Raw genomic sequence first — 26,668 nt, forward strand, 5'->3', positions numbered from 1 at the left:
GCCTTTGACCGAGCGAGGATGACGCCTCCGCGCGCGTGAACAAGTCGTGCAAAGATAAAGGCGATCTATTGACTGCAAAGGCAAGTCAATGCGCGCATTTATGCGTTTCATCGCCAGCCCATTATTAGTGTCCGAGGCGCGTACGTTAGCGAGATGCTTCCGTATGTTTACAGGATTATTATGTTGACCGGATCGTGCTGCTCCAAGAATACTTGAATCTACGTTAGGTTGCGTCATGGAGCAGCGACATGCAGACGTCGGTTTCGATCATTGGTGCCGGGAATTGCGGATGTGCGTTCGCGGCCGATCTTGCCAGTCGAGGAGCGAACGTACTGTTGTACGCGCATCCCGAGCATCGCCGGCACGCGGAGACAATCGACCGCAACGGCTATCTGGAAGCAGGCCTCAAGATCGAAGGCCGCTTCCATCCGGATGTCAGCTCGGACATGGCCGACGTCGTCCGGTTCTCCAAGTTCATCATCATCACGGTCCCGTCATATGGCCATGAGGCCGTCCTGAGCGAACTCGCAAAGTTCGACCTCAGCAAGCATGTCGTCATTTCGATCACGGGCAACTTCTTCGCTCTCATGGCGCGCAGACAAATCAATGCGCGGTACATCCTCGAAACCGCCACGGCGCCCTACGCCTCGAGAATGCAGGATGGCAAGGTGACGGTGATGGGCATCAAGAGCATCATGCCGATCGCAGCGATGCCGGTCGACGTCAGTGAAGCGTTGCGCGATGAGATTGGCGCGATCTTCCCGATGCCGCTGGAGTGGCGCAGCAATGTTCTCGAGATCGGCATGTCTTGCATTACCGGAGTGATTCATCCGACGCCGGCGCTGATGAACGCCGGATGGATCGAGACGCGAAGGGGCGACTTCTATTTCTATCGTGAAGGAATGTCGGCGTCGGTCGCCCGCGTCATCGACGAAGTCGACAAGGAGAGAATGGCGATCGCCAGGGAATTTGGCTTCAAACCGCAGTCTGTCGTGGCGATCATGAACAGCTACTACGACAGGGCCTTCGCCAGTTTCGGCGAGTTCGCCAGAGAGACGGTCGAACACAACACGACCAAGATGGCGCCGACGCACATGCGCGACAGGTTTATTGTGCAGGACGTTCCATACGTTCTGGTTCCCTGGTTCGAGCTCGGCGTCAAGGTCGGCCTCCATTCCACCGCGATCAAGTCGATCATCGATCTGGCCTCCATCGTCAACGAGACGGACTATCTGGAGACCGGCCGAAATCTGCGCAGGCTGGGACTGGATGCGGCTTCCAAGGGCCAGGTGATCGAGACATTCAGTGCACCGCTTGCGCCCTGGGACGATGAGCTTCGCCGTATCGCGTAGATCTTGGCCGCTTCTCGACCATGAGGCTTGTATGACGATCATCAGCAGCCGGCAGGACGTGCCAAACAGCTCGGTGTCATCTCACCTGCCGGCAATCGGCTATAAGGTGCTCTCGGCAGCGGTGCTCGCCGTCATGTTCGCCTTGATCAAGAAGTTGGGCGGCGAGTACCCCGTGGGACAGATCGTCTTCGTTCGGAGTTTCTTCGCTCTGCTGCCGATTCTCTGGCTTGTCCGGCGTCTCGGCGGTTATCGCGTGCTTCGCACCGGGCGGCCGGGCGCTCATCTGCGCCGCTCCGTTGCCGGTCTTTGCTCCCTCTTCTTCAGCTTCACGGCGGTCGGGATGCTGCCGCTCGCGACCGCGACGGCGCTGGGCTACGCAGCACCGTTGTTCATTACGCTGTTTGCCATTCCCTTGCTCGGGGAGAGCATTCGCCTCCATCGTCTTGTTGCCGTCGTTTTCGGATTTGGCGGCGTGCTGCTGATGGCCCATCCCGATGGCCGGGGGCTCTCCGCGGGAGTCTTGTTCGCGCTGGCCGGTGCGGTGGCTACGGCCCTTGCATTGATCTCCATCCGCAAGATGCGGGACACCGAGACGAGCATGGCCATTGTTTTCTACTTTTCGCTGTCGGGCACATTGGTGAGCGCAGCGACACTGCCGTTCTCTGCAGTCTGGCCGAGCGTGACTGACTTGCCGATCCTCGTCACAATTGGTGTTCTGGGCGGCGCTGCTCAGATTCTGCTCACCAAGGCCTACCAGATGGCGCCGGCGAGCGTCGTTGCACCCTTCGAATACGCCACCTTCGTCTTTGCCTTTCTGATCGGTCTCCTCGTCTGGCGTGAGATGCCGGTCCCGATCGAGCTGGCCGGGATTGCCGTCGTGATCGCCTCAAATCTCTTCATTGCGATGTACGAGCAGCTGGCCGGAGTTTCGCCAAAGCTTCGCCTGCCCGGCAAGTGGCACCACACCGCGACGGTCCGCGCCAAAACCGACTGAAATGATCGGCGCGGATCCGGCTCAACCCCATAACTCCGACGAATAGGTGCTCGCAAAATTCGACTTTGACTTCCTGCTGCCATTCGCGCGGAAGATGCTCAAAGGCCAGCTTCGTGCCACTTCGATAGAGTTCGGTTTGCCAATCATGAGTCGGACGGCTGCGCTACCTCACCTCGTCCGATCGGCACACATGTTGAAGATCCCTGGAGGCCCGCATGACATACACCGCTGCCGAGCTGTTGGCCGAATGGGTCAGCGCGAGCAAAGTTCCAGAAGAAGCCCAGATCAGCGCGGCGAAATGCGTGCTCGATTTGATGACCGCCGCGATAGCCGGCCATGAGACGCCAAATGCGGTGGCCGTGCGCCGAATAGCGAGCGCGACCTGGGGCCATGGACCGGCGACGATGTGGTTCTCAGGAGAGCGGTCGACCGCTGCGGGGGCAACCTTCGTCAATGCGGCCTGCGCGTGCTCGCTCGACCTGGATGATGGCCACCGCGCCGCTTCGGGGCACCCCGGCGCAGCGATCATTCCGGGGGTATTGTCACTGCTCGGCAGTCCGTCCTTGGATGGGCAACGGGCGCTTGCCGCCATTGCCATCGGATATGAGATAGGCGTTCGTATTTCTGCTGCCCGGGATCTGCGAAGCGTGCCGACGGTGAACAGCGGCCTCTGGAGCGGTCAAGCGGTTGCGGCAGCGGTGGGTTGGCTGAGAGGGCTGTCGCAGAGCCAGATCGCACACGCGATCTCAATCGCTGGGACAACGGCACCGAGCCAGTCGGCTACTCCATACACCCGGTTCAGAGGCAACAGTGTCAAAGAGGGCATCCCATGGGGAGCTGCCAATGGCATCCTGGCGGCCGATCTGGCCAAGCAGGGCTTCACCGGACCGATCGACATTCTGGACAGTTCAGAACGTTACGATCGCGCGCGGCTTCTCGACGGGCTCGGAACGAGTTGGCTCATCAACAGCACCTATTTCAAGCCCTATAGTTGCTGCCGTTGGATTCACGCGCCGATTGACGCGCTGATCACATTGCTGAGCGATCATGACATTCATCCGGGAGCCATCATCAGCATCGATGTGGAGACCTTTGGGAGGTCGTTGACCCTGAGCAACGAGGTGGAGCCGCGTACGCTGGAAGGAGCGCAATACAGCCTTCCGTTCTGCCTCGGTGTCGCCGCGACCAGCGGCGCACCAGCGTTGCTCCCCTTGAGCAACGAGTCGCTGACAGACCAACGAGCCATCGAGATCGCTGGACGCGTCCACATGACGGTCAATCCCGAATTTGAGCTGATGTTCCCGGCTGCGGTTCCTGGGCGGGTTCGCATCACCACGGCTTCGGGCACCTTTGAGCGGACCGTGTTGGCGCCGAAGGGAGAACCTACGAACCCCATGAGCTGGGACGACATCGGGTTCAAGTTCCAAGCCATTGCAGCTGGTCGCGCCGATGCTCGTGTCGCGGCTGGGATTCCAAATGCGATCGGCGCGTTGCGAAGGGGAGATGTTGCGCCGTTGCAATCGATGCTGGAAGCAAGGCTGTTCGCCAGCTCGAATGACGCGTCGCCCGTCGAGCGGCTTGAGGTCGCCCAGTAGGCCCAGCGAGCGATGAGACGGCGGCAAAGAGTCATCCTGGCAACAGGTCTATACAGATGGCTTTGTCCCATCCCCTGGACGGGAGCGTACGTGTGAAGCCGGCGAGGAGGGACCGGCCACTCAGTTTCTGCATATCGGGAAATCCTTCAGTGCGGTGAAGACGACGATACGGTCGCCGTCGACGTGAAAGCGCCATACGTCAATCGGATCGACCTTTAGTCTCTGTTTGAAATCTTGTTTTGAGCAGCGAGAAGGCCGGCATGGTCAAGACACCAGTTTTCATCGGACCTAGCGTCGCAACGGATGCTCCTTCCCTTGCACGAGCGGATACTGCCCGTCTGCTCTGTCCCCATCGGGCAGATTGCGGGACGAACTGGCGGTGGTCAAAGGCGAACCTTGTGTTCGCAGCAAAGCTGCTCGGCTGCTTGCGCACAGGAACGTCACCGCCACCATCTGCGCTCGAATGGTCCGGATTTGTTGAGCACTGGACTGTCATCGTTCGCGACGACATATGTGTGCTTGAGGGAACGGTATGGCGTCTCCCATTGTGCCAGGGCAGCTTGGCTGCACCTCTTTTGGCTATTGATCCTGCCGCAGGGTGGGCGCGCGCGCTCGGGGAATGGCTTACGATAGGGGCGCCTCACAGGAGCGCCGGCGTAGCCGGACTTCGTCCGGAGCTGATCTCCGATCGTGCGGCACGATGGCTGGAACATCAGCTCGCCCCCGCAGATTGAGCTGTGGCCCAGATCGCTTGACCGACATTGCCAAGGGCGGACGAAGCGCTTCTCAAACGGGTGTGAGCGCCATTTGAGAGCGCGCGTGAGCTTTGAGCGTAAGCAAACTTGATAGGGTCGCGCGACCGCCGTCGATCTGCTGAAATCCTTAGCAAAGTGGACCTGAGGCGAGGCTGGTATGCCGCAGACAGCAGCGGGGCCTCATCATCGCTGCCCGGAATCGCGCGATTTGAGTGAAACCGAAAGTCCCTGGAATACGCAAAATCCACTGTGTTGCGCTCGATCGGTGTCAACTCCGCAGATTGATAGCCCCGTGCAGGAGCCCTCGTTGCTAGCCTCTGCAAACCTTGGTGAGAGAGCGGAAATGGCAGGGACGAGTGTGTAATGAGCGAGTTCAACTGGCGGTCGTCCGAGTCTTACAAGAAGCTCGAAACAGCCGATGCGGCCGACTTTGCCTGGGAATGTCTACGTCGTAATCCAGACTATCGGCGAGATTACAGCGATCTGCTTGCACAAGACAAAGACGGCCCGACCGATCCTGAATTCCGGCAGCGATGGGGGCTTTCTTTTCGCGGCTGACCCAATGCGCCGGTTTGATGCTCAGGCCATATTCTGGGCGCCGGAAGTGCTGCCGACTGTGCTTCGGGTTGCTCCGACCTCGCAAGGTGCGCTCGCGCCATTCTCTCATCTCGACCTTCGCGGATCGCCCGGCGCCGAGCTGAGACGGGCGTCCGACGGCTGGTACGCGGTGCTGCAGTTGGGCGGCGCCACGCACCGGCTGATGCTCTCCCGGCTTCCGGCGAAGGGGACGGCCGTGGCTGTCGAACTGCCGCTCGACCGTGATTTCGATTTGCAGACGCGCGCGGCCTATCGGCTTTGGACGGCGCTGAGACGAGGTCCGATCCGGCTGCCGGCTCACACCGGGCCCATTCAGCAGCGCCGGCGCCTCGTTCTTGCGCTGCGCGCCTTGGATGGCCGCCTCGAGGGCCAGAATTATCGGGCGATCGCCACGGTTCTGTTCGGGTCCGAGCGAGTTGAAGATCGGGGATGGAAAACGCACGACCTGCGCAGCCGGACGATCCGGCTGGTTCAAACAGGTCAGACCCTGATCCGAGGCGGCTATCGAAATCTGCTGCGTAGCCAACGGCGATCAGCATGATCGGCGCGCTGGTCCGTCTCGCAGCCGCCGCGGACGTCGACCCTCTGGCAAGGACTGCATCAGGGGATGCGAAAACTCAGTCATTCGGCTTGGCCGATGTCCTGAGCGCATTACTCGTCGTCGCGCGAGCGGAGAAGTTCAGCCATCTGCAGCGCCTTTCGGCGAAGCCGCTCGTCGGATATGCCGAAATAGAGCTCGAGCAGTTGGCGAGATTCGCGTTTGGTCACAAGCTCACCGAAGTCCACCGTCTGCTCATGAGACGCCTCTGGCACAGCGGCGCCTGCCTTGACGTCAATCTCGTCAAAGAACCACGTGATCGGAACAGCGAGCTGGTTTGCGATTTCGTACAGCGCAAGATGCGCTGATCCGGGTCTCGCCCGCTTCATACTTTTGAATGAGTTGAGCTGTTACGCCGAGGCGTCCTGCCAGGTCATCCTGGCTGAGATCGAGCAGGTTCCGTCGCAGGCGCAAGCGCGTTCCCACGTGCTGATCGACATGATTGGGCTTCTTGGATGACCTCCTGAGCCGCTTGCCTTGGTTTGAAGCTTCGGCAGATCCTGGCAACGGCATGCGCCGGGATTGCCGCTCGAGGAGCAGCCGGACTATCATTACGGCCAATGGTCCGTGGCGTTTACGACTATGTGCTTCGTACAGGCAAGCCGCTCTTCGACGACGTTGATGCCGTCATCCGGCGCCCGCACCGAAATGACAGGTTGCGGGTGCACTACAGGCGCCTCATCCTTCCCTGCGGTTCGACTGGCTCCAGACCAGCTCGGCTTGTCGGTGCGTCTCTCGTCGAGAACGTTACATCAACCCCTTGATAGCTGCGCGATGCAGTACGAGGATGATTGATGCACCCCTGATGGCGAGTGGTTGAGTGCGGTCTTGCGAGCTTTCCGGCTGTTGAGCGGCCCGCTTGCAATGCGTCAATTGCCTTGAAACCTGGCAGTTCGTGCTTGGGTCCGCAGCAACGCGGCGCGGCATGCCTTTGGCTCAATTCAGGCGCGACATGTCGCAACCGTCTGCTCAACCGGAACCGTTGATTGCGCCGTCCCATGATATGACGCGGATGGGACGGTTCGGACGGCCACAGCGACTGCGAATGACCAAGCTGGCACCGGCAAGAATGGAAGATTGGTCCGTTCGCGCCACAGCATGCATTCTGACCGCGCGGGTGTTGAGGCTGGCCGTGAGGCGGGCCCGCGGAACATCTCAGGGCATGATCTGGGAGATCGAGGTTCATTCTGGATGGCGCAACGATCGGACCCCGCATCGGCTTCCAAACGTGCGTCCGCGCCATGACGGAGGCCGTTCAGCGCCGTGCCGAGTGAGGCGAACAGGCATTGGCTACTCGCGTAAGACGAGTGGCGATGATAGTGGCAACGCAGCAATAGGCCGCACTGCGGACGCCGGACGAGCTTTCTAGCCGGTGACTCCGCCGCTGGTGTAGGATCACCAATTTCGGTAGCTCGCCAAGCGCAGGCTTGCGTGGCATGAGTCAAGCTGGCCGAACGCAACCTCCTTTCGTCTCGGCACGTCGCGTGAAATGAGCCGGCGTCAAAGACAACGCCGTTTCCTGCGTCGCGATGCGAGCTCTCCGCATTGCGTCGTGACGGGACTCTGGCAGTCTGGGACCTATTGATGACGGCCTGAAACAGATATTGTATTGATGTTGATACGACTGGGCGATATCGTCTCACGTCGAGAAGGAGAGGCGGACTTCGTCCGCTGGGTGCACGTCGATCCCTTGCAACCGATCGGCTGTCGGCGACCTTCCACCGACCGTTTTCGGCCTGGAGTTCGGTGATGTCTCTTGATGAAACCCTGCGGATTTTGGCAACCGTCGAGCCAGGTGGTCTGACGCTCGATGAGCAAGCCATCGAAAGCAATCCCGACGCCGTGCTGGTTGCCCTCGGACGCAGCTTTGAAGCGCTCTCTGCAGAACTCGCAACTCTCCAGCAGCAAGATGCGCAATCAGCTGCGGCCACCTGGGATGCAAAATCGCAGATCTCCGGCGTGGTGGTGCCCGGTGTCGAGCGCATCGAAGCGGTCTTGAGTTCGCTTGACCCGATTGAACGCGCCATCATGGCGATTCCGGCCAGAACGGTCGTTGGTCTGGGGGTAAAGGCGCGACATGCTGCACATGTGCTCTCAAATTACTGGGCGGACGTCCCCGAGAGGCTCGACTGGGATGCCCGGACCGTGCGGCATCTGATCGAATCCGCTTGTTCAGTCGCCGGTGTAGAGCTGAGCTAAGGTCTTTGCTGCGGGCCGTTTTCGTCATGGAGCGGTGCGATGACCTTTGGCGGCTGGCGTGTGCCGGCGCGCTCGCCCCTGTTGGGCGGCCAAGTAGGTCGATTGGGCAGCGAAGCTTGTGAGCCTCAGCGGCGCTGCGCAATGAGGACCTGCGATTCAATGACTTCTACGACGCCGCCGGCGGTTGCGAATGGCGACATCTCCATCGTCAATTCCTGCGCGAGCTGACCTTCGAGAACGCCCAGCTGTTCAGGCGAGGAGGTCGACATCGATAGTGCGCGGTCGATCAGGCGAGCGACAGGCACGAGACGCTGCTCAATGACACCAATTCTGGTGAGCTGACCGAAGCGCGACTCCAGCAGGATCGGTTCGTGACGTAAGCGCTCGGGTGCGAAACCGACACTCTTGTTGGTGAACCGATCGACGACGTCCGAGTAACGCTTGTACCAGGCGTTCTGTGGGACATCGAGACGTACGTCATTGAACAGCATGACTGCGCCGTCCTCCTCGATCAATGGGTCGAGCTTTCGCAGCGTATCGGCGCGATCCATCCAATGAAAGGCGCGTCCAATCGCCACGGCGCGAAAGCGGCCGAGCTGCGGGCTGAGGTCGAACGAGCTACCTTCGATCAGTTCGATCTCAACGGCCGCCGCGTTGGCGATCGCCTGAGCAGCCTCTAGCATGGCAGGCTCCGGATCTATTCCGATGACCTTGCCGACCAGGGGCGCAAATGCGATGCCGAGCCACCCTGGCCCACAGCCGAGATCCATCAATCGGTGGTCCTTGGTCAGACGAAGGTGATCCGCCACGACTTGGATGAGCGCGGGTGCGTAATTCGGTCGCCCGGCCACGTAGTGAGGGACCGTCGATTGAAAGCGAGGGAATGAAGGGGAAACTGGTTCGGACGTCATCTGTATCGTTCGGCCGCCGTGCAGAGGCTCATGTCTTGTGACGCCTCCCGGTGTGGGCCGGTCCGGCCACGGCGCGGCCCCATGAGATTGTGAGCGCTTCTCCTTCGCACGCGCACCGAAATGTCAGTTTGGACGGGACGTGCTTGGGACTTGGCGCGCCTACAGGCAGGCTAGAAGTCTTTCAATGGCATACGAAGCTCGTAGGTTGCAGGTGGAGCCAGCAGCTCGAAGTGCTGAATCGGACGTCCGACGCTGTCGAAATGAATGCGCACCACCTTCAAGAGCGGTGCGCCTATCGCGACATTGAGGCGTGCTGCGACGATGGGGTCGGCTGCAGCTGCCGTCACAATCTGCTCGCCAGATGTGAATGTGATGCCGAAGCGCTGCAGAATCGCATAGAGCGACCCTCCTTCCATGTCTTCAGGACCAAATTGCCGTCCGATCGCTTCCGGAATGTAGGTCGTGACCTGCATGATTGGCCAGTCATTCATGTAACGGATGCGAACTGTGCGCTGGAAAAGGTCGCCTGGCTGGGCTTGGAAGTGCTCGCGAACGTGACGAGGGGCCACCTTGAACTCGAACTCGACCACGTGAGCTCGCGTTGTGCGCACGATCTCCCTGTTTCGAGCAGCGAGGTCCATCATCGGCACGGTAAGAGGCTCCGGCTTCGAGAGCTCCCGTACGAACGTGCCGATACCCTGGCGGCGTTCGATCAGTCCGAGCTCATCGAGAGTGTCCAAAGCTGCCCGAATCGTCACGCGCGAGACGCCGAAGAGCACAGCCAGATCGGCCTCCGCCGGCAAGACTTCTCCTGGTGCATAGCGGCGTTCTGCAATTTCGTCCTGCAGGACCAAGAACACCTGATGATGAAGCGGTATGTCGCGCCGCCGTCTTGCAAGGATCGCGGGCCGTCCTTTTGGGCGCTTGGGCTTATCTGTCGGACGCGTCTTCGGCGCCGTTTTCTTGACGGCCGAAGCAGAAGCGTTCGAATGCTGCGGAGCTCGCGGCGCCACCACCTAGCCTCGATCCCACAGTGCCGCGGGCGTGTTCATCGGCTCGAACTCTCCACGATGCTATTTCGATGCTAGCGTCTGGAGAGCCTTTTCGACGAATCTGTTCGTAAATGTCTCCGCGAGATCGACCTTCACGCCACGCAATTGTGGGTCGACGGTCGACAACACCTGAAATGCGATCCCCGCGCTCTCGGCGCTGAACCGGCCATCGGGCGAAAACATGTCTCGGGTGCCCCGGATGGAGGCGAGAAAGATGTTTCGATCAGGTTTGGCCCATTCCTCCGGGAGCGCATCGGCGATCTCATCGACGGACGCGCGATCAATCCACTGCAGGGCGCGCACCATCGCGAGAACAAAGGCCTGGAGCGTATCGGGATTGCGTTCGATGAAGTCTGACCGCGCGTAGATCGTCCCTGACGGATAGAGACCGCCAAAAATGCCGATGGTCCCCTCGTTGGTGCGAGTGTCCGCGACCAGTTTGACGTCACCTGCGGCGGTCAGCGCCGTAAGCGCCGGCTCACCCGTGACGACCCCATCCACAGCGCCGTTGCGGATCGCTGCTACGGCACCTGTGCCACCTCCGACACTGACGAAGGAAATGTCGGCCGGAGAGACACCAGCTCGCAAAGCGATGTACTCCACCATGAACTGCGTTTGGGATCCCAATGCCGTGACCCCGATCTTCATGCCTCTCAGGCTGCTTGGGTCGCGATAGTCCGCAGCCTTCTCTTTTCGCAGGGCCAATGCGAACGTCGGATGCCTGCCAAACAGCACAACCCCGACGATCTTTTGTCCCTTGGCATGCATCTGAATCGTGTGGTCGAAAGCGCCAGCGGTGAGTTCAGCACTTCCTGCCACGAGAGCCTGGAGCGCCTTGGATCCGCCGCTCACGTCAAGAAGCTCCGGGTCGAGGCCCGCGTCCCTGAAAAAGCCAAGGCGCTCGGCAAGTGTGACCGGTGCGTATTGTAGGAATGCCTTTCCGCCGATCGTCACTCTGACTCTGGACGTCTCGACGGAGTTGCCCGCCCAGGCCGAATTCGCCGAGCCACACAACGCCAATAGCGGAAGCCCGAGAAAACTACGTCGCTGTAACACTGGCCGGGTCTCGCGAGCGTTGGGAAGGAATGTATGCCGGTAGTGAACTTTTCTCACGATCCGATCACATTCGAATCATACGAACGATCATCCGCACGAGCAAGACAAAAGCTCGCCGAGGTTGCATGAGTCGAATACGCGCAAAGCGATCATCATTATAACCTACGACCAAAAATTGTCGAAAGTAGTTGTTGGACGTCTATTGGGGCCGGCCAGCCGGCTACGCGATGAGGTCGAACTATCCCACGCGCTCAAGATCGGCCGGCGACGCTCGCGACCTGCGAAGCACACGCGGCAGATATGCAAATCGCTCAACCCGTGAAGATGCGCGGTACGAAGGGCGGAGGGAGTGTCGTAAGACAACGCGGCCGGTGCGACAGTCGAGGAGGGCGGTTCTGGAAGGCTGCCTTTTTCTATGCTGGCCGGGTCGATGCTGGCCGCTCCTAGGGCTGAATTCACGACCACGAGCGTTGTGGCTGTCGCTCGACGGTTAGCTCTCGATTGAGCTGCAAGATCGATCACCGGTCAGTCCGCGGGCCGCAAAGGGAGGGGATCCTGGAAGCCTTCCTGAACAAGACGGTTGAAATTGCCGTTTATTGATCTCTCCAACGGGAGATTTGAGGAGCTTTGTCCCGCAATGCAGGACCATGCGCGAAAGTTTGGCGGTCTTGCCGACATTTACGACGCCAGCTGGCCGACTTGATGAAGATCGCGACGATCGCTGCTGCCGCGAGCGTGGTCTCTACCTTTCGCCGAGGATCTCGGAGCCTTACAGATCTTACGATCGGTCTCCGGCTTCGCAATCTGGCCTCGGGCGATTCGACCGAGAGCGCCGCCGCCGACTAGCTGCACCGGTACGGAAGCTGCCACGCCGTTGCCGTCCGGCGCGCTTCGCCGCCCAACGGCGATGAGACGAGAGCGGTCAGCTCAGCAAAATGATCACAGTCCCCGACTTCACCAGGCGATTCGATTGGAAGTAGCGAGCACGTCAAACTCGCCTGATATGACGGAGTTCAATCAGGCTGGGACGTCCGTCTTGCGGGTTACCCAGACAATACCGGCGCGCTTGCGGCAGACGAACGAGAGGATCTCCGCGGCAGCTGGCAGGCGAGCGAGCAACGACAGCCCGGGCCGTCCTGCGGACTGAATCCGGAATCGCATGAAGTCCGCCTCAGCGGAGGCTGGCGCAGCCCCAAAGGCCGATCGCCACCATCTTCGCAACTCACGCGGCGAGTAGTAGAAAACGTCAGTCTTGAGCTGCCGCAGCATAAAGTCGGCCCACTCTTTGCTGCTCTTGCCTTCCCGATAATAGCCGAAGCCGAGCCGATGCGCGGCTCGCATGTAGAGATGTGCCAATAGGTCGGGCATGTGATGTACGAAGTAAAGTCCCACGTGTCCCTCGAACCACGATGTGCGGTCAGGAAACAAAGCCAGGAATGCCCCTCCGGGCTTTAGTACGCGCGCGATCTCGGAGACCGCAAGCTCCGGGTCTCGCACATGCTCGAAGACCTGGTTGGATATCACAACGTCGAAGAACCCTTCATCGAAGTCGAGGCGTCCATTGCGGAGCGCTCGGAAGTGCTCAGGACGTTCCGAGGCCGGCGCATCGAGGTCCGCTCCGAAGAACTCGTAGCCCGCCTTTCGTCCATAGACCACCACCTCGCCGCGCCCGCAGCCGTAATCCAAGACGCGGGGACGTTCAACGCCTGCTAGCGAAAGTGCTCGTCGAAACACAAACTCGTAATTCGGGCTCATAGATGGAGACTTCGCAAAAACAGCGCGCCTCTGCAACACAATGTTTCTGCATGTGACGGCAGATTTCGAATATTGCCGCTTCGAACGAAGCAGCCAAATTCATGCTCCAGCAGCGTCACGACGTCGGTCAGCCGCCTGGGATAATTGTTACCGATAGTGTAGATCCGCCATGGCAGCCCGGGTGCCCGAAGGGGGCTAAGCATGTTTCCATCCAATCCGGGTTTATCCGTATCGGATGGCCGATCAGGCGAATGATGGCGATATGTATCCTTGCAACCTTGTCAGGTGGGTTGACCAGGCTAAAACTCTGAGGGAAGACGCTGCGCAGGTTGGCGCTGCTACGCTGGTGGTGCCGACGGGCCTGCGAAGCTCAACTCGCCAAAGTCAGCTCCGCCTCTCCTTGATATGAAGCAGCGTTCATATCCAGAATGCCGTTTGGCATCCGCTTGCGACGGAGAACGGCGCTAGTCACGCCCGTCGCCATTGTGCTCGATGCCCTCGCCGATATAGCCGATCTGGCTCCCATCAATTCCGTGCCGATGACCTCGAACGCCAGCAGGCGCAGTCCCGCGCGCCCACGCGAGATGGAACGGTGGGCGTGGCGCTGGACGTCTCCACGCTCGCCGACTGGATCCGAGCGGCGGCTGCTACATTGATGCCGCTGGTCGAGGCGATCAAGGCGCATGTGCTTAAGGGCGAGCGCATCCATGCCGACGACACCACGGTGCCGGTTCTAGCCAAGAGCAAGACGCGCAGCGGCCGGGTGTGGACCCACGTTCCCAACGATCGCCCCTTCGTCGGGCATGCGCCGCCAGCGGCGTCGTTCTTTTACTCGCCCGGCCGCACCGGCGCACATCCCGAGGGCATCTTGCCGGTTATGCCGGGCCAATGCAGGCGGATGCCTATGCCGGCTTGAACGACCTCTACAAGGCCTCGCGCGAGCCGGTCCGATCATCGAGGTCGGCAGCTGGGCACGTGCAAGATGCAAGTTCTTCGAGATCGCGCGGCTGAAAGCACGCGCCGATCGCAACCGAAGTGATCGCGAAGATCGATGCGCTGTTCGCTGTCGAGGGCGAGATCAACATCCTGCCGGCCCACCAGCGCAAGGCCTTGCGCAACGAGCGCAGCAGCTCGCTGGTCGAAGAGCTTGAAGCTTTCCTGCGCGAACGCCGCACCGGGCCGCCCGGCAAGAGCGAGACCGCCAAGGCGATCGACTACAGCCTCAAGCGCTGGGAGGTGTTCACGTGCTTCGTCGATAACCGTCGGCGGAGCATGACCACAATGCTCCCGAACGCGAGCTGTGCGCCGTTGCCGTCGGCCACAAGAACTGGACCTCCGCCAGCTTCGACTAAGGCGGCCGCCGTGCCGCCGCGATGCACACCCCGCCCCAGACCGCCAAACTCAATAACGTTGATGCCAAAGCTTGGCTGGCGGACGTGCTTGCCAAACTGCCTTAGCATTCGGCCAGAAAGGTCGCCGACCTGCATCCCGGGAACTGGAAGGCCGCCCAAACATCGGCCGCCGCCTGATCGAACCAGTCAAGCCTCGAATTTGAGCAACCGCTCAGCCGCTAGTCACAAATCTCGTATCGTGCAGGTCAATTCGGATGTTCTTCGCCGCACCTACCTAGGTTGATAGTTGCACGCGCAAATCATCCTGTGATCGAAATGAATTCATGGAGCAATGCCGCTTGTCGTCAAATCGGGCGACCGTTTCCTGCGGGCAAACGTGCGCTCACTCGGCACGACGTCGCCGCGCAATCGAAGCGACTGCATATTGAGGAAGGCAGCGATGATCAGACAATCGGCTCCGATCCCGCTCTCCGCTTATGACCAGTCGTTCGGCCTGGCACCGTCGGTCATTCGTGTGCTCAGTTACAGATACGTGCCCGACATCGAGCGGTTCAACTTCGCACTCGCTCGGGCGTTCGAGCGATTTCCGCAATTTGCGACCACGCTCGCTCGGTCGCAGCGTGGATCGTCCGAGCTGCTACCGCTACAGAGCCCGCAACGCCTGATAGTACGATCGCCAGTGATCTGGGATCCCGATTCAGATACTGCGAACCACCTTCCACTTTTCGTGACTGGCTTGGATCTGGCGCCAGGAGATCCGGTTTTCACCGCTACTCTGACCCCCGTAAACGGCGGAGCTGTGATTGGATTGAGCATGTCGCACGCGGTCGGCGATGGCTATTCGTTCTATCTTTTTATGTCATATTTGCTCGAACAGTTGGCAGCCGCGCCTCCGTCTCGTCTATCCCCCGAGCAACAGCTAGACCAGATAATCCAGTCAAATACGCCGGATTTGCAGATTGCATCTAAACAACAAGAATTCCGCGTGAAGCGCGCATTCAGCGTAATCGCTTTTGGCCGGGAGCTTTTGGATTCGCTACGCGCCGAGCTTGCGACGGATCAGTTCGTGCCGACCCTCAACGAAGCACTGACGGCATTTCTATTTCACCGTTACGGCCCGACACTTCTGGGCGGCGCTACGGCGCTCCGTCTTCGCGTGCCGGTAAACGTGCGGAATGTACATCAAAATATAGATAGCACGTTCATTGGCAATGCGTTTCTGGAGTCAATCGTGCCCGTTGCAGACGTGATCGACTCGCCATCAGCGGCGCGTGACACGGCGAGAAGAATACGTGTGGCTGTGAACAGCGTGCGAAATCCGGATTACTTGTCGTCGGCTCTCAATATCCGGAACGACCGAATCGAGTTGAGCGCCCCAGAAACCTATATATTCAACAATCGAACTGACGTTGTCTCAACAAACTATGCGCGAATGCCAGTTCACACAATTGACCTTGGCAACGGGCCGCCGGTTCGAATCTTTTGCGCACTAACCGCGCCAACTGGCTTTGTCCTTGTGCCAACATTTGATGGACTTGAAGCGCACATGTGCCACCTCGCATGACGACGTCACGCGTGCTCCGGTCGACAGAGGCCGGATTCGCAATAAATCCGAAGCGAAGCAACGACCTCTTGAAGGAATGGATAACAACGCAATGACTCAACATCGCAACAATGAGATTGACGGCCGTGACGTGGCATTTGCAACCCCTCCGCATTTGGACCACGTCTTCCTGACGGTCGGCGCCGAAGCGTTGAAACTCATCAACGAATGCGAATTCCTTCGCGGTGAACAGTTTAGTCGATTTGCAACACGCTCTTCGGAGAGCTCACTTCTGTCATCTTACACCGCGACGCGAGCCTACGGCAAAAACACTGTTGTCGAGATATTCCAAGACAGATTCGGTGGCAACGATACGTTTAATGAATACTGTGCAGGCATTGTACTCAGCTTCGATCACCCCGGCGAAATGAAAGGGGCTCATCGAGCACTTCGTTCGGCCGGGGTTCCGTTTAGCAGCGAAATTGTTGAGCGGGTTACGCCAGGGGCCGATGGTGGTCGTGACCGAAGCCCTTGGTATGAATTCACCAGACCCGAACTGGGCGGGATCAGCCCGGTCGCATTGTTTCTGCATGAAATGCAACCCGGCTTCTTGGCAGAAATCGGTGCGAAGGTCGGTCCCGGTGGCCGGCAGGATCGGTCGGAACGTTTCAACGCGGCCCTTGGCCGGTTGCATACGGCTGACCACCTTATGGAAGACATTGCCCTGGTGACTGTCCGACTGCGTCCCGGTCGAATTGAACGGGTGGCAGCAATCCTCTCGACCTTGGGATATGAGGTGTCAGCCGTGGAATCCGGCATCCGAGTGCGTGGAATAGATGCCGAATTTATCTTTCTCGCGGACGAGTCCTCACGAGAAGGAACCGTGGAGCTAAAGATAAAGATGGCCAGACCCGTCCCTGGCCGCCGCTTTGATTTCGGCTCCGAGTCGTTCCTCGTGCTGTCGCCTGCAGGCCCCGACGATTGCTCGGCCTCGTGGACGTTTCTTCCTCACCGCAAGGCGTTGTGAGGCTGACATGACAGACCACCTGCAACCGGCTGGAGCTGATTGCGCTATTGCCGGACTAGCGCGCTCGCATGATGGAAGATCAGAGTTGCCGCAGCCGTTCTCGGCGTCGTGGGATGGGTCGCCTGGGCCGACACTAGCATCCTTGTGGTTGAGACGCATCGAGGAGCACCCGGAAGCGATCGCACTCCGATGCGGAGACATCGCCCTTACGAGCCGCGAGCTGAACGAGCGAGCCAGCGCAATTGCTGATCGAGTTTTGGCGCTTGCCCAGAACGGACAGGAAATTGCCATTGTCGCTGGCAGAGGCTCTCATCTCGTGGTTGCGATCATCGCCGCAGCCTTGTCGGGGCGGAGCAGCTCAGTTTTGTCGCCGTCGATGTGGCGGCTCGACCTTATTGCGGCGACATCCGGTAAGATCGTTCTTACAGAACGCACCCTACTGGCGAATTTTCCATCTTCGCTGGCCATCTGCGTAGACGATTGGGACGGCATCGAGCGATTGAATGGTGCCCATTTCATCGAACCAGCGCCACCAAAGTCCGACAAGCCGCTGGCGGTCGGATCAAGCAAGGCGATCGTTGCCCAGCATCCAATTGTGACCTTTGTGGACGGTTTGAAGCAACGGCGCTTCCATCCAACGCGAATTGCGCTGTTCTCGGATACTCACTCAAAAGAGTTCCTGCCGGAGCTCTGGGCCGGATTACTTTTGAGCTCTGTTACCCATTTAATGCCGGCCGCGACCGATTCGTTAGCGACACTCGTCAAGACGCTGCCTTCGGAGACGGATGAGCATGGAAGCATGTCCATCTTTTTGACAGCGCCTACGGCGGATGCCCTGTTGGCCGCAATACCCGATCTACTGAGAGCCACCGACGGGCTAATAATCCATGGAACAGGGCTGAACCCTGCGCATTCTGCTGCAATTGCTGCTCACGCCGCAAGCCACAGCACGCTTGTAGCGCTCACGGGATTCGGACAATCACCGGAGCTATTTCTGCCGGTCAGCCCGGCGGACAGCGACCCGTTGGTCGCGATTCACGAAACTAAAGACGATGCATTATTAGTTGTTGCCGACAAATCCGGTGATCCAGTCGAACCTGGAGTGATTGGCCATATTTGGCTGCGCTCACCATCCGGTGCCTTCGTGCAGACCGGCGTGCAGGGCTGGAAAGCGCCAGCCGGCAGACTAGAGATCTTCGTTTCTGCGGAGTGGAATATCCCGCACGCATTTGAACCAGAACGGAGCCGACTGATTACCTACTGGCGCGAACGCCTGGCAGATCTCGCCCCTTGCATCCACCTGCCGGAAGACCGGCATCGCGCGCCAAAAATGAAAACTGGATACGCGAGCATCATGAACAGCCTTCCTCCTGAATTGGAGGCTAGCGTTACCGCGCTTGGCAGGAAGCAAAATGCGTCCGTGCAGACGATTTTACTGGCGGCGTTCGCCTTAGTTCTACAGCGATATAATCGCGATACGGATATCGCCATTGGCACGTCATTCCCACGGAAGAAGGGCGCTTTGACTCAATCGAACGGGGGCGTCTTCACGGATGTCGTCGTGGTGCGGCCTGTGGTCTCAACATCGCGCTGCTTTTCCGAGTTAGTCGATCGCTTGACGACAGAGGTGGCCCGTGATGCAGAACACCGAATGCCGTTCGCGGACCTGGTCGAGGTTTTGCGGCCAGAATCCGACGCCGCGCACGGCGCGATTTGTCAGGCGTTCTTCGCATTTCTGCAGGACCAGGCGGATCTAACAGAGGACGAAGCGACGAGCGACGGACTTCGACCTATGGGTCTGAGCGGGGCAGCCCATGGTGATCTCTCACTGAATGCCATCCACAATGGCTCATCACTCATTGTTCGATTGGCCTATTCGACGGCTCTATTCGACGAAGCAACGGCAAACCGTATCGTCGGGCACTTCGTAACCATGATCACCGAAGGCGTTAGCCGCCCAGAAGCCGATCTTGCACTTCTGGAGATTCTACCGACGCCCGAGCGTGACCTTATCCTCAAAGAATGGGCTTGCGGACCAGTTGAGGTGGAAAATCGCCATCTCGTTCACGAACGCATTTCGGCTCAAGTCAAGCGCAGTCCAAGTGCCTCGGCCGTTGTTGATGCCGTGCGTACGATGTCATATCGAGAACTCGATGAGGCCGCGAACGCCTTGGCAGTACACCTGCAGTCTCTCGGTGTTGGTCCTGACTCCGTGGTCGGCGTTTACATGGGACGCTCCGTTCAAACAGTCGTAGCGTTGCTCGGAATTCTAAAGGCTGGCGCGGCGTACCTGCCCCTCGATCCTGAATATCCGAGCGACCGCTTGTCTTTTATGGTTTCGGATTCAGGAGCCGCGATCGTCGTTTCGACGATATCAATGCTGTCTGCGGCTCGTTCCTTAGGAGCCCACGTTGTGCCAGTCGATACGGTCATGAACTCAGGCGTCCAGCTGGCGCCCGTCAACACCGATTCGGCCCGCCTCGCCTATCTGATCTACACCTCCGGTTCGACAGGACGACCAAAAGGCGTTCGCGTCACGCATGGAAACCTCGCGACATTCCTCACCGCAATGGATGCCCAATTCGGCGCCGACGCGCCAGGCACTTGGCTCGCGGTTACAAGTATCTCTTTTGACATCTCGGTACTGGAGATATTTTGGACATTGACGAAGGGCTTTCGAGTGGTGATCAGAGCCGATCAGAGGCTCCAAAATGCGACCTCCTCGCCACCGTTGCCTGCACGTCCGGCTTCGGCGTCGGAGCGGCCGATGGAATTCAGCCTTTTCTTTTTCGGTAACGCCGCGTCTGACAGTGATAGGAAAGCCGAGCGATATCGCCTGTTGTTCGACGCCGCTAAATTCGCCGACCAAAATGGCTTCACCGCCATCTGGACTCCAGAACGGCATTTCCACGCCTTCGGTGGACTTTATCCGAATCCGTCCGTCCTTTCGGCAGCGCTGGCAGCCACAACTCAACGGATCAGCATTCGCGCGGGAAGTGTCGTGCTACCTCTCCACGATCCCTTACGGGTCGCCGAAGAATGGGCGCTCGTGGACAATCTATCCGGCGGCCGCATTGGAATAGCGTTTGCGTCGGGCTGGCAGCCCGATGATTTCGTACTCGCTAGCGATCGGTACGAAGGCCGAAAGCAGGAGATGCTTCGGGGTATTGGAGAGGTTCGAAAGTTATGGAAAGGCGACACGGTACGTCGGCGGAACGGTGTTGGTAAGGAGATCGACGTTTCTGTATATCCGCGACCGGTTCAGGAGGAATTGCCAATCTGGTTGACGAGTTCGCGTCATCCAGAAACGTTTGTCGCGGCAGGTGAAGCCGGCGCTGGTGTTCTCACCCACTTAATCGGTCAGAGTCTCGACGAGCTTGCTGAGAAAATTACAATCTATCGAGATGCATGGAACCGGAGCGGCCGGCCGGGGCGGGGACATGTCACCCTGATGGTACACACCTTCGTGGGCAATGACGTGCACGTAGTGAAAGACTTGGTGCGCCAACCCCTCAAAGATTACATCCGCTCTTCATACGATCTTATGGCGGGCTTAGGCGTCGCCCGCGGGGTCAATATTCGAGATCTCCCAGAGCAAGAACTGGAGGGCTTGCTTGACCTTGGGTTCGAGCGATTCTTCGCGGAATATGGACTCCTCGGCTCGATCGGCGACGTCGCGACGACCGTGGCAAAGCTGTCTGAGATCGGTGTCGACGAAGTTGGGTGCCTCATCGATTTCGGCATCGACGACAGACTCGTCCTAGAGGCGTTGCCGCACCTAGCCTCAGCTAGAGAATTGTACTTGACCAAGCGGGGGGCAGACGAGACGACGTACCAAGGTGGCAGCAGCGTTATCGACGATATGCGACGTCATGATGTCAGTCATATCCAGTGCACGCCTACCCTTGCCAGCATGCTATTAGCGGAGCGTGGATCGGGCGATCAGATGCAACATCTGCACCGACTCCTCGTCGGCGGCGAAGCACTGCCGCCGGATTTGGCTTCTGCCCTTGCCAACGCCGTTGGTGGCACGGTTCACAACATGTATGGGCCGACTGAGGCTACCGTGTGGGCAACTTCTTGCGCTGTGTCGCCCGATCAGGCGCCAAAGATCGGGCGACCGCTGCCGGGCTATCGTACCTATGTCGTTGATGCCGCGATGCGGCCAGTTCCTATCGGCGTAGCGGGTCAATTGATGATCGCAGGCGGAGCCGTCGCTGACGGTTATCATGATCGGCCTGAACTAACCAGCGAACGGTTTACGGCAGACCAATTCTCAGGCGACGGTCATGCGCGACTCTATCACACCGGGGACTTGGTCCGATGGCGTCCATCCGGGGACCTGGAGTTCCTCGGAAGAGTTGACCACCAAGTCAAGCTACGAGGCCGACGCATCGAGCTGGGCGAAATCGAGGCTGCGATCGGTGCGCACGAAGCCGTCAAACGTGTCGTTTGTGACGTGCGTGGAGATGGCGATGGACGGCGACTTGTTGCCTACGGCGAGATTGTTGCCGGGCATGCGCCACCAACTGTTGCTGAACTGCGTACGTTCTGTTCACGCACCTTACCGGAGTACATGGTCCCCTCGGACTTTGTCTGGATTGACGCCCTGCCGCAGACGCCCAACGGAAAGATTAGTCGGCAGGCACTCCCAGATCCAGTCGTGAATCACAATGCTAACGAGGGGGATATGGCGCCGCTCGGCGATCTCGAAGAGAAGATCGCGGCGATTTGGCGAGAGGTTCTGGAGATCGATAGAGTCGGCCGGAACGACAATTTCTTTAGCCTTGGTGGAAATTCCGTACTGATTGTTGGAGTTCGGAGTCTGCTAATCGACCGCGTTGGGGATGTCTCTCTCGTGGATCTTTTCCGCCATCCGACGGTCGCGACACTCGCCACCGCATTCGCGGCGCGCGCTGAACCACAAGAGGCCAATAACAGCTCCGCGTCGCGCGCTGCGGAAGCGGCGGAGCGCCGCCTTGCTGCTTCACGCAGCCGACGAAAGCGGACCAGTACAACAGGAGCGTCAGCATGAACTACGAGGATATAGAGGCGATTGCAATCGTCGGCATGACAGTGCGTGTCCCTGGAGCGCGGACGACCGACGAGCTCTGGCACAATATTTACGGAAAGATTGAATCGGTAACATGGTTCAACCCGGCCCAATTGGATGGTGCTGGAGTTCTACGCCAGCTTTATGGTGATCCGGCCTATGTTCCAGCCGCGGCGGTGCTTACCGATGCCGATCAATTCGACGCGGAGTTCTTTGGCATTAGCCGGAGCGAGGCGACGATGCTTGATCCGCAACATCGGATGTTCCTGGAATGCGCTTGGGAGGCGCTCGAGGACTCTGGTTATGACCCTCACCGATTCGAAGGAATGATCGGCGTCTATGGCGGCTGCTATATGAACCGCTATATCTTTAATCTTTATACTAACGAGGAATTCGCACGGTCGCCCCTGGTCCATTACGCATGGCGTTACAATGACAAGGACTTCATCACGGGACAGGTGGCCTATCAGCTCAATCTTCGAGGTCCGGCCATCACCGTCCAGACGGCTTGCTCGACATCGCTGGTCGCGACGCATTTGGCATGTCAGGCGCTGCTTTCGCACGATTGTGATATCGCGCTGGCAGGGGGCGTTACAATACGAGTGCCGTTAAGCGCCGGTTACTTGGCGCCGGAAGGAGCGATGTTCTCGCCGGATGGCCGTTGCCGTCCATTTGATGCTGCTGCCAACGGAGCGGTTCCGGGTGAGGGGTGCGCAATTGTCGCATTGAAACGGCTGAGCGACGCCATCGCCGATGGCGACAACGTCCGAGCGGTAATCCGAGCTGCGGCAATCAACAATGACGGACGTAATAAGGTCAGCTTCGCAGCACCTAACCCAGAAGGGCAGATGCGGGCTATCATCGCGGCACACACGATGGCCGCGGTAAATCCAGACACAATCGGATACGTGGAGGCGCATGGTACCGGTACGCGTCTTGGAGATCCCATCGAGGTGTCGGCATTGACGGATGCCTTTCGTCTCCGCACGAAACGCCGGAATTTCTGCGCTCTGGGTTCGTTAAAGGCCAATATCGGGCACCTCGATGCCGCGGCCGGGGCGGCTGGACTAATCCGGGCGGTGTTGGCGCTCGAACGAAAATGTATCCCGCCACAGGCGAATTTTGTAGAGCCGAATCGCGAACTCAAGCTCGATACATCGCCCTTCTATGTGCCAACAGAACCCCAGGAATGGAAATCTGTCGACGGGCCGCGCCGAGCTGCCGTCAGTGCGTTTGCGGTGGGCGGCACTAATGCCCATGTCATTCTCGAAGAAGCACCGCCAAGAGCCGCTGTTAGCCCGCGGCACCGAACGCACGAATTGCTCGTGTTGTCCGGACACAATAGAAAGGCAGTCGATGCGGTGGCGGGACGTCTCGCCAACCACATCGATGAACACCTCGATCAGAACCTTGCGAGCGTAGCCTTCACCCTCTCAGAGGGGAGGTCGAAACTGCAATCGCGACGCTTCGTCGTGGCCGCAGACGCCGCCAGCGCAGCGCACGCCTTGCGTGAGCCAGCACAGGCGGTCACTTCCGATGGGTCAAAGCCTCGGATCGTATTCATGTTTCCCGGGGTAGGCACCCAGTATCCCGACATGACACTCGACATTTATGAGAGTGAATCTGAATTTCGGAAACAGGTTGATCTATGCGCCGCTATTGTGTCGCAGCGTCTTGGTATGGACGTTCGTCACTATCTGTTTCCATCTCGCTATCCAGGCGTCGAGGTGGATCGGGAATCAGTGCCGCACGTGCTGTCGGCGATCTTCACCGTCGAATACGCCCTCGCTATGCTTTGGCAGTCTTGGGGCGTCAAGCCCGACGCCATGCTCGGTCATAGCCTCGGCGAGTATGTTGCCGCATGCATGGCGGGAGTTTTGTCGCTACCCGATGCGTTAGGCTTGAGCGTGAGGAGGGGGCGCCTTTTCGATCTCATTCCGGAAGGCCGTATGATGGGCGTGCCTCTTTCCGCATCTGAGATCAAGCCGTTCCTTGGCGATAAGCTATCCTTAGGAGCGGTAAACGCCCCTGAACTGTGCCTGGTCTCTGGGCTCAACGGCGATCTCGAAGCGCTCAGCGAGAAGTTGGCGCTGCGCGGGGTCACGTGCCGCGTCTTGCCCGTGCGAATGGCAAGCCACTCCTATTTGGTTGATCCCTATCTCGACGATTTCACAAGGACCGTGGCTGAATACCACCTTTCACCGCCGACAATTCCCTATCTCTCCTGCCTTACCGGGAATTGGATCAGACCCGAAGAAGCAACGGATCCTGGCTATTGGGCCCGACAGCTTCGATCACCCGTTCAATTCGAATCCATGGTTCGCACGGCCCTTTCTCAGCTGGGCACGGTTTTGCTCGAGGTTGGACCAGGCAATACGCTCTGCACACTTGCCGGGGCACAGCATGCGGAATCACGCCCGAATGCCATACCATCATTGCGGCACCCTAATGATCCGCGTACCGACTTCGAAAGCTTGCTAGGGGCAGCCGGCCGATTGTGGCAGTCTGGCGTAACCATCGACTTGAAATCCCTGACCTGTGCTGGCACTCCACAGCGAGAATCGCTGCCGACCTATCCTTTCCAGCGCAAGCGCTATTGGGTCAACCGTGGCAAAGCTATCGGCCCCGGATCGAGTGGCGAAGAGCCAGGTTATGCCGCAGAAGGAACATTCTCTCCGGAAGTCGGTCCGATCGATGTGTCGGACAATATCGCGGACGTAGTTATGTCCGAACGCGAGCGAGCCGTCGCGGGGATTTGGCAGAGCCATTTAGGGTGCAACCAGATCGGTCTTGATGATAATTTCGAGTCAGTCGGCGGCCATTCGCTTCTTGCGGCACAAATGCTGCCACATCTTCGCGCACTAAGCGACGCACCCATCAAGATAACGGATTTCTTCGGTTCGCCAACCATCCGCAAATTGGCCGCACTGATTGACGCAGCAGGAATTCGATCCGCCGTCGATCTTTCTGCGGAAGTGGTTCTGGATCCGGCAATTCGAGCATCCGGCCTTCCTGCGGCCCGGCCGGGAGAAGCATCAGCAGTATTGCTTACCGGCGCCACTGGATTTCTCGGTGCGTTCCTATTGTCTGAACTTCTTCAGCAGACGGAAGCGACCGTCTATTGCTTGGTCAGGGCTGTGGATCCGGTGGAAGGGGAACAACGATTGCTGGAGACCTTACGAACTAACCGATTGCCAGTTCCGAAGCCTGGTCGGCTCGTTGTCGTTCCAGGCGACCTTGAGAAGCCCAGGCTAGGCGTGCCAGCCGCCGACTACGAGGTTCTGGCTGGTCGTCTCGATGCAATATATCACTGCGGAGCACGCGTGAACTTCGTTCGGCCGTATTCGGTCTTAAAGACCGCAAACGTCCTCGGAACTGAAGAGGTTTTGCGCTTGGCGACTCGCCATCGTCTCAAGACCGTCCACTACGTTTCGACGCTGTTCGTCAACGTGGGAGCCTTTGCAACCGGCGCAACGTTCGTTGCCGAAGAAGATCCGCTTCCACCTCCGGTCGGACATTCATCGTCCTACACAGAGAGCAAATGGGTTGCCGAAGGCCTCTGTCGTCTTGCCGCTGAACGGGGCGTACCTGTCGTGGTCTATCGGCCAGGCAACGTTCTTTGCCATCAGCATACCGGGATTTGCAATCCGGAGGACTTCTTCACCAAGTTTGTCCAGGGGTGCATCGATCTCGGCTTAGCCCCGCGCCGGCGCGCAGCTTATCCAGTCGGCACCGTAGACGATGTCGCTCGGATGCTGGTGATGTTCTCGCTGCAAGAAGATGCGATTGGCCGTACATTTCATCTTGTCCATCCCGAAGTGCTAGAATGGGAAGATATGTTCGGCCATTTTGATGAGTTCGGGTATGAAGCGCCGCTCGTTTCGTGGGACGAGTGGCACGCGGCCTTCGTCCGAAAGGTTGAATCGGGGAGCGACAATGTTCTCCTGCCTCTGACAGATATGATCGACAACGTGAAAGTCGACAATCGCGATTGGCCGCGGTTCGGTGTCGATAATTCCAAACGCTTCCGCGAACGACTCGGGCAACCATATCCGGTACTCGACCGCAGCTACTTTGCGAGAATGTACGGACGTCTCGCCGAAAGTGGCTTGTTGCCTACACCAACGCTGAAGCCAGCCTCACATTCGCCGTTCCTCGTTCCTGCGAAATAGGCGTCAGACCGGCGGTGTTTGAATGATGCAATCCGAGGGGGAGTCCAGATTCTTTTGGGAAATCGACGTTCGTCGCGTACGAGTCATCTATTGGCCCAATTGATCCTCACAGGGCTGTCGGCTAAGCTGAGGGCAATTGCAGTCGGTCTTTCCACGCGAGTTTCTGACCAAGCCTGGGTGACCAACGCATCTAGTCCGGCGTTGACGGCTGAACGCGACGAGTATCTCGTAGCTGAGGAGGTGCTGCCAATATTCTAAACGCGTTATGGACTCTTCCGGATCTTGGAACGATGGTGATCCGCACTCTTCGCGGATCTCCAGCTAGAAGCTGAGGCGATCGAGAGGTGCGGACAGTCCTATGCTTCCGGCCTTTGTATAAGATTCCTTGTATAGGGGTCTTTGAGCGTCCAATAGTTGAAGGATTGATTACGTGTTGTACGCCGACATCGCATTCGAATCTGGAAATTATTGAGAAGAGAGGAAGTCGGCGGGCATACTGAGGCCCCTCGAGTATTCGACGTTCTGCGCCGAGCGACGTTCCTCGTGTGAGGCTGACAAAGATAAGACTGTTAGAATACGCGATGTTGAACGAGATGCCGCTTGTCCGAGAGGTCGCGCTCACAATCTATGGCCATCCGTACTAGTTTGTCGTGGATC

General features: G+C 58.8%; 18 protein-coding genes. 13 read left to right on the forward strand and 5 right to left on the reverse strand.

All coding sequences use genetic code 11. The annotated features are described in order from the left end of the window. The first annotated feature begins 248 nt into the window (after positions 1 to 248). The 6 genes from QX039_RS22705 to QX039_RS22730 all read left to right on the forward strand — a co-directional run bounded on the left by QX039_RS22705 (position 249) and on the right by QX039_RS22730 (position 6,199). A complete protein-coding gene (locus QX039_RS22705; RefSeq protein ID WP_315773519.1) occupies positions 249 to 1,352 on the forward strand; it encodes an NAD/NADP-dependent octopine/nopaline dehydrogenase family protein in 1,104 nt (367 codons plus the stop codon). A 31-nt stretch (positions 1,353 to 1,383) separates the two neighbouring features. After that, a complete protein-coding gene (locus tag QX039_RS22710) occupies positions 1,384 to 2,346 on the forward strand; it encodes a DMT family transporter (protein WP_315773521.1) in 963 nt (320 codons plus the stop codon). Positions 2,347 to 2,561: 215 nt separating this feature from the next. Continuing rightward, positions 2,562 to 3,941 carry an MmgE/PrpD family protein gene (locus tag QX039_RS22715; protein WP_315773523.1) on the forward strand — a complete coding sequence of 460 codons (1,380 nt, stop codon included), beginning with the start codon at positions 2,562 to 2,564 and terminating at the stop codon, positions 3,939 to 3,941. A gap of 1,118 nt (positions 3,942 to 5,059) precedes the next feature. Next, complete coding sequence (locus QX039_RS22720) at positions 5,060 to 5,254, forward strand: transcriptional regulator domain-containing protein (protein WP_315754303.1); 195 nt, start codon at positions 5,060 to 5,062, stop codon at positions 5,252 to 5,254. Positions 5,255 to 5,258: 4 nt separating this feature from the next. Continuing rightward, positions 5,259 to 5,834, forward strand: a complete 576-nt coding sequence (locus tag QX039_RS22725) for a DUF2285 domain-containing protein (protein ID WP_315773526.1) — start codon at positions 5,259 to 5,261, stop codon at positions 5,832 to 5,834. Next, positions 5,831 to 6,199, forward strand: coding sequence for a hypothetical protein (locus tag QX039_RS22730; RefSeq protein ID WP_315773528.1), 369 nt, complete (start codon positions 5,831 to 5,833; stop codon positions 6,197 to 6,199). Before QX039_RS22725 ends, QX039_RS22730 begins: the two co-directional genes overlap by 4 nt. Here the strand turns inward: QX039_RS22730 and QX039_RS22735 are convergent. After that, positions 6,135 to 6,443 (reverse strand): helix-turn-helix transcriptional regulator, encoded by a 309-nt coding sequence (locus QX039_RS22735; RefSeq protein WP_315773530.1) that lies wholly within the window; start codon positions 6,441 to 6,443, stop codon positions 6,135 to 6,137. The two genes, QX039_RS22730 and QX039_RS22735, sit on opposite strands and share 65 nt — an antisense overlap. A gap of 1,197 nt (positions 6,444 to 7,640) precedes the next feature. Here QX039_RS22735 and QX039_RS22740 point away from each other — a divergent pair. Next, on the forward strand, positions 7,641 to 8,090 hold the full coding sequence (locus QX039_RS22740) for a hypothetical protein (RefSeq protein ID WP_315773532.1): 450 nt from the start codon (positions 7,641 to 7,643) through the stop codon (positions 8,088 to 8,090). Positions 8,091 to 8,215: 125 nt separating this feature from the next. On the opposite strand, the gene QX039_RS22745 is transcribed toward QX039_RS22740, so the two are convergent. The 4 genes from QX039_RS22745 to QX039_RS22760 all read right to left on the reverse strand — a co-directional run bounded on the left by QX039_RS22745 (position 8,216) and on the right by QX039_RS22760 (position 12,864). Next, a complete protein-coding gene (locus QX039_RS22745; RefSeq protein WP_315773534.1) occupies positions 8,216 to 9,001 on the reverse strand; it encodes a class I SAM-dependent methyltransferase in 786 nt (261 codons plus the stop codon). Between the two features lie 170 nt (positions 9,002 to 9,171). Next, positions 9,172 to 10,017, reverse strand: coding sequence for a GntR family transcriptional regulator (locus QX039_RS22750; RefSeq protein ID WP_315773536.1), 846 nt, complete (start codon positions 10,015 to 10,017; stop codon positions 9,172 to 9,174). Between the two features lie 57 nt (positions 10,018 to 10,074). After that, positions 10,075 to 11,007, reverse strand: coding sequence for an ABC transporter substrate-binding protein (locus QX039_RS22755; protein ID WP_315773538.1), 933 nt, complete (start codon positions 11,005 to 11,007; stop codon positions 10,075 to 10,077). Positions 11,008 to 12,126: 1,119 nt separating this feature from the next. After that, positions 12,127 to 12,864, reverse strand: coding sequence for a class I SAM-dependent methyltransferase (locus QX039_RS22760; protein ID WP_315773540.1), 738 nt, complete (start codon positions 12,862 to 12,864; stop codon positions 12,127 to 12,129). Positions 12,865 to 13,462: 598 nt separating this feature from the next. On the opposite strand from QX039_RS22760, the gene QX039_RS22765 reads away from it, so the two are divergent. The 6 genes from QX039_RS22765 to QX039_RS22790 all read left to right on the forward strand — a co-directional run bounded on the left by QX039_RS22765 (position 13,463) and on the right by QX039_RS22790 (position 26,011). Then, on the forward strand, positions 13,463 to 13,780 hold the full coding sequence (locus QX039_RS22765) for an IS66 family transposase (protein WP_315773542.1): 318 nt from the start codon (positions 13,463 to 13,465) through the stop codon (positions 13,778 to 13,780). A 119-nt stretch (positions 13,781 to 13,899) separates the two neighbouring features. After that, a complete protein-coding gene (locus QX039_RS22770; RefSeq protein ID WP_315773544.1) occupies positions 13,900 to 14,499 on the forward strand; it encodes an IS66 family transposase in 600 nt (199 codons plus the stop codon). Between the two features lie 156 nt (positions 14,500 to 14,655). Further along, entirely contained in the window at positions 14,656 to 15,780 is a 1,125-nt protein-coding gene (locus QX039_RS22775; protein WP_315773546.1) for an acyltransferase, read from the forward strand. Then, entirely contained in the window at positions 15,746 to 16,786 is a 1,041-nt protein-coding gene (locus tag QX039_RS22780) for a DUF5829 family protein (protein WP_316219528.1), read from the forward strand. Before QX039_RS22775 ends, QX039_RS22780 begins: the two co-directional genes overlap by 35 nt. A 7-nt stretch (positions 16,787 to 16,793) precedes the next feature. Further along, a complete protein-coding gene (locus tag QX039_RS22785) occupies positions 16,794 to 21,821 on the forward strand; it encodes a MupA/Atu3671 family FMN-dependent luciferase-like monooxygenase (protein WP_315773550.1) in 5,028 nt (1,675 codons plus the stop codon). Continuing rightward, on the forward strand, positions 21,818 to 26,011 hold the full coding sequence (locus QX039_RS22790) for a thioester reductase domain-containing protein (RefSeq protein WP_315773552.1): 4,194 nt from the start codon (positions 21,818 to 21,820) through the stop codon (positions 26,009 to 26,011). Before QX039_RS22785 ends, QX039_RS22790 begins: the two co-directional genes overlap by 4 nt. The last annotated feature ends 657 nt before the right edge of the window (positions 26,012 to 26,668 follow it).

It is taken from the genome of Bradyrhizobium sp. SZCCHNR1043 (assembly GCF_032489675.1).
Taxonomy (GTDB): Bacteria; Pseudomonadota; Alphaproteobacteria; order Rhizobiales; family Xanthobacteraceae; genus Bradyrhizobium.

What these genes read in the sequence shown, in the direction of transcription:
- QX039_RS22705 (WP_315773519.1), top strand. Translation starts at nt 249, where the DNA reads ATGCAGACGTCGGTTTCGATCATTGGTGCCGGGAATTGCGGATGTGCG.
- QX039_RS22710 (WP_315773521.1), top strand. Translation starts at nt 1,384, where the DNA reads ATGACGATCATCAGCAGCCGGCAGGACGTGCCAAACAGCTCGGTGTCA.
- QX039_RS22715 (WP_315773523.1), top strand. Translation starts at nt 2,562, where the DNA reads ATGACATACACCGCTGCCGAGCTGTTGGCCGAATGGGTCAGCGCGAGC.
- QX039_RS22720 (WP_315754303.1), top strand. Translation starts at nt 5,060, where the DNA reads ATGAGCGAGTTCAACTGGCGGTCGTCCGAGTCTTACAAGAAGCTCGAA.
- QX039_RS22725 (WP_315773526.1), top strand. Translation starts at nt 5,259, where the DNA reads ATGCGCCGGTTTGATGCTCAGGCCATATTCTGGGCGCCGGAAGTGCTG.
- QX039_RS22730 (WP_315773528.1), top strand. Translation starts at nt 5,831, where the DNA reads ATGATCGGCGCGCTGGTCCGTCTCGCAGCCGCCGCGGACGTCGACCCT.
- QX039_RS22735 (WP_315773530.1), bottom strand. Translation starts at nt 6,443, where the DNA reads ATGATAGTCCGGCTGCTCCTCGAGCGGCAATCCCGGCGCATGCCGTTG.
- QX039_RS22740 (WP_315773532.1), top strand. Translation starts at nt 7,641, where the DNA reads ATGTCTCTTGATGAAACCCTGCGGATTTTGGCAACCGTCGAGCCAGGT.
- QX039_RS22745 (WP_315773534.1), bottom strand. Translation starts at nt 9,001, where the DNA reads ATGACGTCCGAACCAGTTTCCCCTTCATTCCCTCGCTTTCAATCGACG.
- QX039_RS22760 (WP_315773540.1), bottom strand. Translation starts at nt 12,864, where the DNA reads ATGAGCCCGAATTACGAGTTTGTGTTTCGACGAGCACTTTCGCTAGCA.
- QX039_RS22775 (WP_315773546.1), top strand. Translation starts at nt 14,656, where the DNA reads ATGATCAGACAATCGGCTCCGATCCCGCTCTCCGCTTATGACCAGTCG.
- QX039_RS22780 (WP_316219528.1), top strand. Translation starts at nt 15,746, where the DNA reads ATGGACTTGAAGCGCACATGTGCCACCTCGCATGACGACGTCACGCGT.
- QX039_RS22785 (WP_315773550.1), top strand. Translation starts at nt 16,794, where the DNA reads ATGACAGACCACCTGCAACCGGCTGGAGCTGATTGCGCTATTGCCGGA.
- QX039_RS22790 (WP_315773552.1), top strand. Translation starts at nt 21,818, where the DNA reads ATGAACTACGAGGATATAGAGGCGATTGCAATCGTCGGCATGACAGTG.